The organism is Bacteroides sp. D20 (genome assembly GCF_003436255.1).
GTDB lineage: Bacteria > Bacteroidota > Bacteroidia > Bacteroidales > Bacteroidaceae > Bacteroides > Bacteroides uniformis.
Window position 1 is genome coordinate 235400 of record NZ_QSOO01000001.1, and the last position, 12866, is coordinate 248265.

Below are 12866 nucleotides of genomic sequence, written 5' to 3' on the forward strand. Positions count from 1 at the left end.
CGTTTTTAGAATCGGAAACTGCATTGTACACCGACGTTCCTATTAGAGGAACCGGTCATCTGGCTGTTGATTATGGCAGGTTCCACTTTCATGCTGAGGTCGGGGGTGATGTCAAAGTTGGACAGCTCTGCGTCTACGTATGCGTCGACAACGGACAGCAGGTATACACCGATAAAGGCGAAGATGCTCAAGTCGCGGTATCGCCGGAAGGTGTCCTTACGCTTCCGTAGTGTCTCCGTCAGCTGGCTTTCGGTATAGTTATAGTTGGGAGGCAGCAGGTCGGTAATGGTACTGGAGTTGAAATTACCATTTACGGCATCCTTGTAGGCGGCCGAATAGTCCTTATACATCTTGCTGTTCCACGTAAGGGCATAGGCACAACCGGCAAATCCTCCATAGAAGATGGGCAGTTTCCAATACTTGCGGTTGTAAATTTGTCCACCGCCGGGAATGACGAGGGCAAGCCAGGTGGCTTTTGTGGGATTAGGTACCCACCTTTTGGGGTCGATGGCCTTTTGCAGACTGTCTGTAGGCACGGGCTGTTCCTTCAGGTCGGGGCTGGCAGTCATTTCCAGCATCTTCCGCTTGTTTTCGGCTGCAAGACTGTCGGCAACAGTGAGGCTGTCCCGGTTCACCACGGTGTTGAGTGTATCGGTCTGATGCCGCTGCGCACGCTTGGAAGCGGCACGTGGACGGTCTTGACCATACATAGCAATCCCTGCCATCTGTAAAAAACAGAGCAGCAGGGCAATGGCTAACTGATATATTCTTCCTTTTTTCCTCATTTATTTCTTCAGCGTATCAAGAATGCCGATGATACGTTCCAATTCTTCTTCGTTATTGAACGGGATACTGATTTTACCTTTTCCTTTCTCCGAGCAGGTTAGCTGCACCTTGGTACTGAAAAAGCCCGAGAGCTGTTGTTTCAGCATATTGAATTCTTCGGGCAGTTTGGCGCGCTTGGGGGCAATCTTACGACCACCGCTCTTCACGCTTTCGCCTTCACTCAGTGACTTTACGATTTCTTCCACTTTGCGTACGGAATACCCGTGCTCCAGGATTTCTTCGAAAATCTTCACTTGCAGTTTGGGATCGCCAAGCGTTACCAAAGCGCGGGCATGTCCCATGTCTATCTGCTTGTTCTGCAGTCCCATCTGGACGGGGGCGGGCAGTTTGAGCAGGCGCAGGTAGTTGGCAATGGTGGTACGCTTCTTACCTACGCGTTCGCTGAGGCGTTCCTGCGTCAGTCCGTATTGTTCCAACAGATGCTGGTAAGCGAGGGCTATTTCTACGGAGTTCAAGTCTTCGCGCTGTATGTTTTCGATGAGCGCCATTTCCATGACGTTCTCGTCATCTGCAGTGCGGATATAGGCAGGGATGCTTGTCAGTCCGGCAAGCTGCGAAGCACGGAAACGACGCTCGCCGGCGATAATCTGGTATTCGTCGTCGCTAAGCTTGCGCAGGGTGATGGGCTGTATGATGCCGATTTCGGAGATGGAATCGGCTAACTCCTGCAACGCAACCGGGTCGAATTCATGACGGGGCTGGTTGGGATTGACCGTAATCTTCGACAGCTCTATCTCATTGATAGAGGAGGAGCCTTCGGTCTTTACTTCATCCATGGAGAAGAGGGCGTCTAGCCCGCGTCCTAATGCATTTCTTTGTGCCATCTGTTTATTTACTATTTGACGATTTACAATTTAACCATACGGGATGATTTGTTTGTGCATTGTAAATATGGTATTTATCACTAATCATTAATCACTAACCACTATAATCACTTCTTTTCGTTTCTGCTTATCAATTCCTTGGCAAGTGCCATGTGGTTTTTGGCTCCGGTTGAGTCTGCGTCATAGAGAATGGTGGGCAGGCCGTAGCTGGGAGCTTCGCTCAGTTTCACATTGCGCTGGATGACGGTGTTGAATACCAATTCCTGGAAGTGGCGTTTCACTTCATCGTAAATCTGGTTGGCCTGGCGCAGACGCGAGTCGTACATCGTCAGCAGGAAGCCTTCGATTTCGAGGGCAGGGTTCAGCTTGGACTTGATGATTTTAATGGTATTCAGCAATTTGCTGATGCCTTCCAGTGCAAAATATTCCGCTTGTACGGGGATGATTACCGAATCGGCGGCAGTCAGTGCGTTGACCGTAATCAGACCCAAAGACGGGGAACAGTCTATCAAGATATAATCAAACTCATTCTTCAGCGGAGCGAGTACTTCTTTCAGTATCTTTTCGCGGTTTTTCAGATTGAGCATCTCTATTTCGGCACCTACCAGATTGATGTGGGAGGAGATTACCTTCAGTGTGTCTATCTCCGTGTCATGAAGGGCCTCGCGTACGTCTGCACGGTCAATAATGCACTCGTAGATAGTACATTCCGACTGCTTGATGTCCACACCCAATCCTGAGGAGGCATTGGCCTGCGGGTCGGCATCTACAACGAGCACTTTCTTTTCAAGCGTGGCGAGTGAGGCTGCGAGGTTGATTGTCGTCGTAGTCTTGCCTACACCACCCTTTTGGTTAGCCATAGCAATTATTTTTCCCATAATCTCAATATTTATTGGCAGCGAAATAAGTGATAATTCCGGATAGCGCCTACAAATTTGGAGAAAGATTGCAAAAACGGTTGATAAGTCGGCTGTTTTGTTAATAACTCACAGACGTTTACCGCTGTTTTTCTTCTTGTAAATTGCGCGTAAAGCGTTCTTTCTCTGTTTAGTGGGCAAATATACGTATTTATCTTGAAATGAAGCTGATTTTTTGTCTCGCTTGCAGAAGATTAAGATTTGTAAACCAATGGAAGACATTGGCTTGGACTATTCTCTCTACTTGCATGAGATGTACATCTCGTGTTGTTTGAAACGTGCATCTCATGTTGCTCGAGATGTACATCTCATGCAGATGGACTACCGTGTGGAAGATGGTCGGGGGATAAGTTGTTCCCGGGCAGAAGGAGAGGAGCTGGTGTCAGACCAAGGCTTTGACGAACTCCCAGCAGAAGTACGCACACATCACACATTTCACTACTGTGCCCAGCAAGAATCCAAGCAGCGAGCCCAGCCCCGATTTCAAGGCCTGGTCTGTCTTGCTGCCTCCCATCAGTTCGCCGGCAAAGGCTCCGAGAAAGGGGCCGAGGATGATGCCCCAAGGCATGAAGAACAACCCTACGATGGTGCCTATGAGGCAGCCGCGCGTTCCCCACCGACTGCCTCCGCTGTATTTGCTGCCCAGCATCGGGACGAAATAATCCAGTATCTGTACAAGGACGACTGCTGCCAGCCATAAAAGTAACTGCGTGGTGGAAAACTGCGCCTTGTCCGTGAAATGTAGAAGCAACAAGCCTGCATAGGCTACGGGCGGTCCCGGAATCATAGGCAGGATGCAGCCTGCCAATCCGACAATCAGGCAGAGGATGCCCAAGATGATGAGAAGAATGTCCATAGGTGTATCGTTTCTGTTGGTGAAGATGACAGCGGTTGTTCCCTGCTACTCGAATCGGTTGTATATGACAATGGGGCGGGAGCGGCGTGTGCTCATCGACGGGAACCATATATCGTCGGCTGTGAGGCCGCATTGCTTGATGGCTTCGGCGCAGTATTCCAGTCGTCCGAAGTCGGCATCGACATTGTTTGTACCGAATGTGAATTTGATTCCACGTGCTTTGGCGCGACGGATAATCTCGAAACTGGGAATCCGGTAGCGTGCATTGATTTCCAGAGCGATTCCATGTTGTTGCAATACATCCAATACGCGTTCAATGCGTCCGTCCGTCCAGTACTTGTCGTAATCATGCGCCATAGTATCGGGCAAGAAGGTAGGGTTGGCATAAATGTCGGCAGGCTCGTTGGTCAGAATCAGGACTGTTTGGTCGACAAGGTGGTCCATATACTGTTCAAGCGTAATGTCATCAAAGAGTGCTTCTTCGGCCCGGTAGATGCGCGAATTACGTCCCTTGTGGTCTATGATGGTCATGGCGTCGGTAAACAGGTAATCGAAAATCCCCAAGGCTTCCTGCGAGAAAGTTGCCGTCCATTTGCGTCCCTCACCTTGTACACCGCACAGGAATGGCATCCCTTTTACTTCATTAAAATAGTCGTACACTTCTTTGTCATCGGCCAGCATACGTCCTACGCCTCCTTCTCCGGCATTGGGGGCGACACCATAGTTGATACCGTAATTCATGGACATGGCGTGTGCCATTTCCTTCGTCAGCCCTCCTTTCAAGTGAACGTGATAGTCTATAACTGGGAAATCGTGCTGCTGTAGCCTGATTATCTCATCCGTGCGCTCGTCTACCGGAGCAAGCGTGTCGGCTTCGTTGCGTGCTTCCTTGGCAAGCCGTTCGATGGCGAGATTCTGGAATGACACTTCGCCGTGTATGCCTTGCAGGGCAATGGAACCTTGACTCAGCAGTTGCCGGGCGTGCTCCTCTGTGCGATATGGATGTTCGGGTTCGGTATAGCAGACAACTTCGGTTCCGTTAATGCAGACAATGATGTTTTGTCCGCGTACGGTTATCTCGAAGTCAAACCATTCTCCATCTTTTGCGAGTGAGCGATAGAGGTTGCGCACCGAGGCGAGTGAGCCGCTCTTGCGTGTGCCGTCGATGTCTCCGTTACGGAATATCACTTCATAACCGGACTCGCCGTCCGTATGAAAGAGGAGGCCTGCTTCGGAGCCGGGTTGTGTGAGGGCTTCTCCGGTGAGTCGGAAATTTTGGTATTCTTTGTCGTTGAAGAGCTTCCGGCCTTCTGCAATGACCGAGTCTGCCGTGTGAAGTGTAGATGTCCCGTCATTCCATTGGTCAAGTGGCTCGGGAGAACTGCTCCTGCCACAGCTTGTCAGGGTTGTTAGAAACAGAATAATTGCGGCAGCTGCCGTCTCGATGCGTGCAGCAATGGTAGAATGGCAAAAAGTGCTCATTATAGCATGGATTTTATGAATGATTATATTCCAATTATTGTCGGTACAAAGTTAGCCTTTTCTGAAAATATCTTTGAATACAAAAGAATTATTATCTTTGTAGTATTCTGTTTAAAGCCTTTTTAGCTACTTTTGCACGATAATAAAAAAGAAAGTTATGGAAAATCAGAGACCTTTGATATTGATTTCCAATGATGACGGCATCATTGCGAAAGGTATTAGCGAGTTAATCAAATTCCTCCGTCCGCTGGGCGAGATTGTGGTAATGGCGCCGGATGCACCCCGCTCTGGAAGTGCGTGTGCGCTGACTGTAACGGAACCTATCCACTACCAGTTGGTCCGTAAGGATGTTGGGCTGACGGTATACAAGTGTTCCGGTACGCCGACTGATTGTGTGAAGCTGGCTTTTCATACGGTGCTCGACCGCAAGCCCGACTTGGTGGTAGGCGGCATCAACCACGGCGACAATTCTTCTGTAAACCTGCATTATTCCGGTACGATGGGCGTTGTGATAGAGGGATGCCTGAAAGGAGTGCCTTCCATCGGATTCTCCCTTTGCAACCATGAGCCGAACGCTGATTTTGAACCTGCAGGTCCTTACATCCGCGAGATAGCCCGGCTGGTATTGGAGAAAGGACTCCCTCCGTTGACATGCCTCAATGTCAACTTCCCCGATACCAAAGAATTGAAGGGCGTGAAGATTTGCGAACAAACCAAGGGGCAATGGACCAATGAATGGGAAAACTTTGCCCATAGAGGAGATGTCCATTACTACTGGCTGACCGGCGAGTTTGAGAACAACGATGCCGAAAATGAGAAGAATGACCATTGGGCGCTTGATAACGGTTATGTGGCAATCACCCCGACCACGGTGGATGCAACGGCATACGGCTTGATTGATGAACTGAAAGCATGGTTCTGAATTAATTGACAATTATCAATTGATATGAAGTATTACTTGATTGTCGGTGAAGCTTCCGGCGACCTGCATGCCTCCCATCTGATGGCTGCATTGAAGGAGGAGGACTCGCAAGCGGAGTTCCGTTTCTTCGGAGGCGACCTCATGGCTGCAGTGGGCGGTGTGATGGTGAAGCATTACAAAGAGTTGGCGTATATGGGGTTCATTCCCGTATTGCTGCATCTGCGCACCATCTTTGCCAATATGAAGCGCTGCAAGGAGGATATTGTTGCGTGGCAGCCGGATGTGCTGATTTTGGTGGACTATCCGGGCTTTAATCTGGATATAGCCAAGTTTGTCCATGCCAACACAAGGATTCCTGTCTTTTATTATATCTCTCCCAAGATTTGGGCATGGAAGGAATACCGCATCAAGAATATTAAACGGGATGTGGATGAGCTGTTCTCCATCCTACCGTTCGAGGTGGAGTTTTTTGAAGGGAAGCACCGGTATCCGATACATTATGTCGGCAATCCGACAGTGGATGAAGTGACGGCTTTTCTTGCTTCCAGCTCAGAGACATTCGACGACTTTGTCCGGGCAAACGGACTTTCGGCCAAACCCGTCATTGCTCTGCTGGCCGGTAGTCGCAAGCAGGAAATCAAGGACAATCTGCCGGACATGCTTCGTGCGGTAGCTTCTTTTCCCGATTATCAACTGGTGCTGGCCGGTGCTCCGGGCATTTCTCCCGAGTATTACAAACGTTATGTGGGTGGGGCGGACGTGAAGATTATCTTCAACAAGACATTTCCTTTGTTGAGGCAGGCAGAGGCTGCACTGGTCACTTCGGGGACAGCAACGCTGGAAACTGCTCTGTTCCGTGTGCCGCAAGCGGTGTGCTACCATACTCCGATAGGGAAGGTTATCGCTTTCCTGAAACGGCATGTACTGAAAGTGAAGTACATTTCCCTGGTCAATCTCATAGCCAACCGGGAGGTGGTGAAAGAGCTGGTTGCAGATACCATGACGGTAGAGCAGGTACGCTCGGAGCTGAACCGCATTTTGTACGATAAGGAATACCGCCGTCAGATGCTCGAGGGATATGAGTATATGGCATCCCGTCTGGGAGAGGCAGGGGCACCCAAACATGCTGCCCGCAAGATGGTGGCATTGTTGAGGAGGAGCAGGGAGGAATAGTCGAAAAATTAAGAATTTGTTAAAATGGGGAAAGCCGGTGCAGTAAATGCCCGGCTTTTGTATTTTCTATACAGAAACAAATGAAAAGGACTTTGATTATGAAAAAGCTACATTGGTTATTTATGGCAATATGTTTGGCAGTGATGCCCGCTTTGCAATCATGTGATGATAACGACGGATATTCTTTGGGTAATTTTACCCCGCCTTTGTGGGCTACTGTGCGTGTTACGGGAAATGCCTTTTATTTAAACTGCGATGTCTGGGGGACACTCTGGCCGGTAAATACGGACATTGGGTGGTATGATGCTGTGGATGGGCAGCGTGTGATTACCGTGTTCAATCCTTTGTGGGACAACTATGCAGGATATGACCATGCTGTGAAGCTGCTGCGTCTGCAGAACGTCTTGACGAAAGAGGTGGAGATGCTGATTCCCGAAACCGAAGAGGAATTCGGTAATGACCCCGTGCTTATATATAAAGGTGATATTACCATCAGTGGTGGCTATATGAACATTTTTTTCATGCAGAACCTGCCATCTTCGACTGATAATAAACACCGCATCAGCCTGGTGCGTCCGCAAGAAGATGATGCTTTGTATGGCGAAGATGGATATGTCCATTTGGAACTCCGCTATAACGACTATGATGACTTGACGGGACGTCGTAGTCCTGGTGCTGTCTCCTATAACTTGAACAGTCTGGACATCCCTTCTGAAACCAAAGGCATCAAGTTGAAACTCAATTCAGAAGAGAATGGAGAGGTGGAAGTAACCTTTGATTTGAAAACTGCGGGGAGTAATGAAAAGCTGACTACTAATGTGGATTTGTCCAATATGCAGTTGAAGTAAGAAAGAGTTTGCGAGAGTATATAGTTAGAAAGAGCACCCGGGATTTTGATGTCATTCATCTTGCCCGGGTGCTCTTTTTATATCTGTTTTATGTAAGTTTGGTCATGTGAGCCGTCGTTAGAACATCGTCAAGGCATATAGATAAACAACTGCTGCAGGAATTGCCATCAGGGCACTGTCGAAACGGTCGAGCATCCCTCCATGCCCCGGCAGAATGTTACCGGAATCCTTGATGCCCAATTGGCGTTTCATGAGTGATTCGGTCAGATCGCCCCAAGTGCCGAAAATGACGACAACGATTGCCAGACCTACCCATTGCCATCCTGGCATAAAAGGAAAGAAATGTGCAAAGCCAAGAGAGGAAGCGATGGAGAATATTCCGCCGCCGATGCTGCCCTCCCAGGATTTTTTAGGTGAGATGCGTTCGAACAGACGGTGTTTGCCTATCAGCGAACCTACGCAATAGGCACCTGTATCGCTCAACCAGATAAAAACGAAAATGGAAAGCGGTAGAATAGGGTTGTAGGTCACACTGCCCGTTTCCGGGGAGTTCTGAAAAGCAAGTACGTTCAGCAGGGCAAAGGGGAGTGCCACGTACAATTGGCTTAGCATGGAGTAGGCCCAGTTACCCGTCGGATTCTTTTTCTTGAGGTAAAGTTCCGTAATCATCATGTAGAGCAATAGTCCCAAATAAGGAAGGAATACTCGTGCTCCTACAGACTGCTGGGTACAGAAACTCATCAATGCAAGGAAAAGGTAGGCTCCCCCCAATGCAGTGATGGTCTTGTTTATGCTTACTTCGCCGCTCTTGCTGACTAATTGGGCAAACTCATGTACGCTCAGTGCGCTGATAATGGTGAACAGTATACCGAACGAAAGGGGGCTGTAAAGAATACAGCCCACCAATACTATGACGAATAACACGCCGGTAACGGCACGTTGGATAAAGTTATTTTTCATGCTTTTCTTCTTCCTTAACTTCCTTTTCTGCTTCTATGGCTTTTTGCTCTTCTTCTTGCTCCGCTTTTTTCAGCTCGGCAGCAGTCTTGTTTGCACTGATTTCTTCCGAACGGGAAGCCCATGGACGTTTCCCAAAGATGTGTTCAACGTCTTCGGCAAAGATTACTTCTTTGTCAATCAGCAGTTGTGCCAGCCGGTTGTGCCCTTCTTGGTTTTCGGACAATATTTTCTTGGCACGTTCGTACTGTTCATTAACCATCTGCTTCACTTCTTCGTCAATCAATTCCGCAGTCTTTTCGCTATACGGGCGGTTGAAGGAATATTCCTCATTATTATAATAGCAGAGGTTGGGTAGTTTTTCGCTCATACCCAGATAGGCAATCATACCGTACGCCTGCTTTGTCACGCGTTCCAAGTCATTCATGGCTCCGGTGGATATTCTACCTAAGAATAGGTCTTCGGCGGCACGTCCTCCCAAGGTGGCACACATCTCATCGAGCATCTGTTCCTTAGTGGTGATTTGCCGTTCTTCCGGCAGATACCAAGCCGCGCCCAAAGCGCGTCCACGGGGTACAATGGTTACTTTAATCAGTGGATTGGCGTATTCCAGTAACCAGGAGATACTGGCATGGCCGGCTTCGTGTATGGCAATGGAACGGCGTTCGGCCTCGGTAGTGATTTTGGTTTTCTTTTCCAACCCACCCACAATGCGGTCTACAGCGTCCAGGAAGTCTTGCTTTCCGACAAACTTTTTGCCGTGGCGGGCGGCTATCAAAGCTGCTTCGTTACATACATTGGCAATGTCTGCCCCCGAGAATCCGGGAGTCTGGCGTGCCAGAAGGTCTACATCCACACTATTGTCTATCTTGATGGGGCGCAGGTGTACACCGAATACTTCCTTACGCTCATTAAGGTCGGGTAGGTCTACATGTATCTGGCGGTCAAAACGTCCGGCGCGCAGCAATGCCTTATCCAAAACATCCACACGGTTGGTGGCGGCTAAGATGATAACACCACTGTTGGAGCCGAAACCGTCCATCTCGGTCAGTAACTGGTTCAATGTGTTCTCGCGCTCGTCGTTGCCACCCATAGCGGCTGCTTTGGCACGGGCACGCCCTACAGCGTCAATCTCGTCGATGAACACGATACAAGGTGCTTTTTCCTTTGCTTGGCGGAACAAATCGCGGACACGGGAAGCTCCCACGCCGACAAACATTTCCACAAAGTCGGAACCTGCCAAAGAGAAGAAAGGTACGTTGGCTTCTCCGGCCACGGCCTTTGCAAGCAGGGTCTTTCCGGTTCCCGGAGGGCCTACCAGCAAGGCGCCCTTGGGTATCTTACCTCCCAAATCGGTATATTTCTGGGGCTCTTTCAAGAACTCGACAATTTCTTCTACCTCTTGCTTGGCTTCAGCAAGTCCTGCCACATCCTTGAATGTAATCTTGATGGGGGAACCTTTTTCAAACAATTGGGCCTTGGACTTTCCTACGCTGAAGATGCCTCCACCTCCGCCCATGCCTCCACCACCGCTCATGCGGCGGGACATGAAAATCCAGAAACCGATAAGGAATGCAAAGGGGAGAATCTGCCACAAAATGGCACCGAAGTAGTTCCGCTTTTTTTCGTAGTTAATGGAGCCGTCAAAGTGGGCGTCGTCTCTTTCCTTTTGCAGGAAATTACCTAGGCTCTCGCGTGAGGGGGCCTCGGTCGTAATAAGCGGATTCTTGCCTACGCGGCTGGAGTCCTGACGAAATACGTTTCCTACGTGCTGGGGTTTGACGTATGCTTCGACGGAATTGTCGTCGTAGCCGATGACTTTGCTTATATAACCGTCTCGTACATATTGCTGGAATTCATCATAAGAGATGTTTTTAGTTGCCGTACCACTTTCATTGGTCAGGTACAACCCCAGCAACATCATCGCTATAATCATATACAGCCAGTTCAGGTTGAACTTGGGCATATTCACTTTATTGGGTTTCTTGTTGGTATTATTGTCCATACGTTTTGATTAATCGAGGTCAGGAATTTGAGTTAATTTGGCGTCTGCCCATAGGTGCTCCAGATTGTAGAATTCCCTTGTTTCAGGCAGGAAGACATGCACCAATATGTCCGAGTAGTCCATAGCTACCCATTCGGCATTGCGCAGCCCGTCTACGGCAAAGGGCTTGGTATCGGCACCCTTGCGTGTGAAGTCCCTGATGGATTCTACAATGGCTGTCACTTGGCTGGGAGAGTTTCCTTGGCAGATGACGAAATAATTGCATATTGTATCGTCGATTTTTGTCAGATCTGCGATGACGATTTTTTTTCCTTTTTTATCTTGAATACCTTCTGTTATCTGTTGAATCAGTTTCTTCGTTTCGTTCATTATACATTATTATATTAAAACAGTTGACAAATATACGTTGATTTCTCATATCAAACACGCAAAAGAGGAAAACTCTTTCAATTTTTGATTTTTTTTAGTTATATAATTCTTTGGATTACGGTATCTTATCAGTTTTTTGCGAAAAAAATACTCGTTTTTGTTTTGATTTATAGAAATCTTTGTATCTTTGCAACCGCAAAACGGAAATAATAACAATTGGGCTATGGTGTAATGGTAACACTACAGATTCTGGTCCTGTCATTCCTGGTTCGAATCCAGGTAGCCCAACGAACTTACCTTATTTAAGTCAAAAAACCACTAAAATCGCAAGTTTTAGTGGTTTTTTGTTGCTTTTCGACCATGTACGAAAATTTCAGTGTAGGCATTCGGTGGCAAATTCAGTGACAAGGCTTCTGTAAGCCGGAAATATTCTGTAAATTTGTAGCATTTCAACATTAAAGCAGAATTTTATGGCAAAAGAATTAGCACTGAAGTACGGCTGTAACCCTAACCAGAAGCCGGCTCGCATTTTCATGCAGGAGGGGGAGTTACCTATTGAGGTTTTGAATGGACGTCCGGGGTATATTAATTTTATGGATGCCTTGAATGGATGGCAGTTGGTAAAGGAACTGAAAGAGGCGACCGGTATGCCTGCTGCAACTTCATTCAAACACGTCAGTCCGGCGGGTGCCGCCATCGGCTTGGAACTCAACGAGACAATGAAGAAGATTTATTTTGTGGATAATCTTCCGCTCTCTCCGCTTGCTTGCGCATATGTGCGTGCCCGCGGTGCCGACCGTATGTCTTCCTATGGTGACTTTATCGCTTTGAGTGATGTGTGCGACGAGGCTACTGCACGTTTTATTAACCGCGAGGTCTCGGATGGCGTTATTGCTCCGGGGTATACGGACGAAGCACTGGCTATCTTGAGGGAAAAGCGTAAAGGAACTTACAATGTGATTCAGATAAGTCCCGACTATAATCCTGCCCCGATTGAACATAAGGATGTCTTTGGTATCACGTTTGAGCAGGGACGTAATGAGATAAAGCTGAACGGAGATGAACTCTTTGCGAACATTCCTACTCGGAATAAGAATTTTCCGGAAGCTGCGAAGCGTGATTTGATGATAGCGCTTATCACTTTAAAATATACGCAGTCGAATTCTGTATGCTATGTGAAGGACGGTCAAGCTATCGGTATTGGTGCCGGCCAGCAGAGCCGTATCCACTGTACTCGCTTGGCGGGCAACAAGGCTGACATTTGGTATTTACGCCAGCATCCGAAGGTGTTGAATTTGCCATGGGTAGAGAAAATCCGCCGTGCCGACCGTGATAATACGATTGATGTCTATATCAGTGAAGACCATGACGATGTGCTGGCTAACGGTGTTTGGCAGCAGCTCTTTACGGAGAAACCTGAAGTGCTGACCCGTGAAGAAAAACGGGCTTGGTTGGATACATTGAAAGGTGTTTCTTTGGGTTCGGATGCATTCTTCCCTTTTGGAGACAATATTGAGCGTGCCCATAAGAGTGGAGTAGATTACATTGCCCAAGCGGGTGGTTCTGTACGCGATGACCATGTGATTGAAACTTGCGATAAATATGGCATTGCCATGTCGTTCACGGGTATCCGTCTGTTCCATCATTGATAAGGTGTATAAAAAGTA

Annotated in this window: 12 protein-coding genes and 1 tRNA gene; 5 read left to right on the forward strand and 8 right to left on the reverse strand. The window is 48.2% G+C overall.

Annotation, left to right across the window (positions count from 1 at the left end; translation table 11 throughout):
• Positions 1-5 precede the first annotated feature (5 nt).
• From DXD78_RS00985 to DXD78_RS01005, 5 genes are all read right to left on the reverse strand, one after another.
• On the reverse strand, positions 6-785 hold the full coding sequence (locus DXD78_RS00985) for a DUF5683 domain-containing protein (protein WP_009037176.1): 780 nt from the start codon (positions 783-785) through the stop codon (positions 6-8).
• A complete protein-coding gene (locus DXD78_RS00990; RefSeq protein ID WP_005824054.1) occupies positions 786-1670 on the reverse strand; it encodes a ParB/RepB/Spo0J family partition protein in 885 nt (294 codons plus the stop codon).
• A 107-nt stretch (positions 1671-1777) separates the two neighbouring features.
• Complete coding sequence (locus DXD78_RS00995; protein WP_008665665.1) at positions 1778-2548, reverse strand: ParA family protein; 771 nt, start codon at positions 2546-2548, stop codon at positions 1778-1780.
• 421 nt (positions 2549-2969) lie between these two features.
• Positions 2970-3443: a DUF456 domain-containing protein gene (locus DXD78_RS01000; RefSeq protein WP_005824051.1), complete on the reverse strand. Its 474-nt coding sequence runs from the start codon at positions 3441-3443 to the stop codon at positions 2970-2972.
• A gap of 45 nt (positions 3444-3488) precedes the next feature.
• On the reverse strand, positions 3489-4925 hold the full coding sequence (locus tag DXD78_RS01005; protein ID WP_117652458.1) for a DUF1080 domain-containing protein: 1437 nt from the start codon (positions 4923-4925) through the stop codon (positions 3489-3491).
• A gap of 157 nt (positions 4926-5082) precedes the next feature.
• Here DXD78_RS01005 and surE point away from each other — a divergent pair, with 157 nt between their 5' ends.
• The 3 genes from surE (at position 5083) to DXD78_RS01020 (ending at position 7868) form a co-directional block, all read left to right on the forward strand.
• Positions 5083-5847: a 5'/3'-nucleotidase SurE gene (gene surE, locus DXD78_RS01010; RefSeq protein WP_117652459.1), complete on the forward strand. Its 765-nt coding sequence runs from the start codon at positions 5083-5085 to the stop codon at positions 5845-5847.
• Between the two features lie 24 nt (positions 5848-5871).
• Complete coding sequence (gene lpxB, locus DXD78_RS01015; RefSeq protein WP_117652460.1) at positions 5872-7020, forward strand: lipid-A-disaccharide synthase; 1149 nt, start codon at positions 5872-5874, stop codon at positions 7018-7020.
• A 98-nt stretch (positions 7021-7118) separates the two neighbouring features.
• Entirely contained in the window at positions 7119-7868 is a 750-nt protein-coding gene (locus DXD78_RS01020; protein WP_034529009.1) for a NigD-like protein, read from the forward strand.
• Positions 7869-7985: 117 nt separating this feature from the next.
• On the opposite strand, the gene DXD78_RS01025 is transcribed toward DXD78_RS01020, so the two are convergent.
• From DXD78_RS01025 to rsfS, 3 genes are read right to left on the reverse strand one after another with little or no spacing between them, the layout of a single operon-like run.
• Positions 7986-8828 (reverse strand): phosphatidate cytidylyltransferase, encoded by an 843-nt coding sequence (locus tag DXD78_RS01025; RefSeq protein ID WP_009037172.1) that lies wholly within the window; start codon positions 8826-8828, stop codon positions 7986-7988.
• Entirely contained in the window at positions 8818-10830 is a 2013-nt protein-coding gene (gene ftsH / locus DXD78_RS01030) for an ATP-dependent zinc metalloprotease FtsH (RefSeq protein WP_005824037.1), read from the reverse strand. Before ftsH ends, DXD78_RS01025 begins: the two co-directional genes overlap by 11 nt.
• 9 nt (positions 10831-10839) lie before the next feature.
• Positions 10840-11199, reverse strand: coding sequence for a ribosome silencing factor (gene rsfS / locus DXD78_RS01035; RefSeq protein ID WP_005824036.1), 360 nt, complete (start codon positions 11197-11199; stop codon positions 10840-10842).
• A gap of 217 nt (positions 11200-11416) precedes the next feature.
• Between rsfS and DXD78_RS01040 the strand changes: the two genes are divergently transcribed.
• Both DXD78_RS01040 and DXD78_RS01045 read left to right on the forward strand, forming a co-directional pair.
• Positions 11417-11487: transfer RNA gene (locus DXD78_RS01040), tRNA-Gln, on the forward strand.
• A gap of 182 nt (positions 11488-11669) precedes the next feature.
• The gene (locus tag DXD78_RS01045; RefSeq protein ID WP_009037171.1) at positions 11670-12848 is read left to right on the forward strand and encodes a phosphoribosylaminoimidazolecarboxamide formyltransferase; all 1179 of its coding nucleotides are present in this window, start codon (positions 11670-11672) and stop codon (positions 12846-12848) included.
• Positions 12849-12866: the final 18 nt, after the last annotated feature.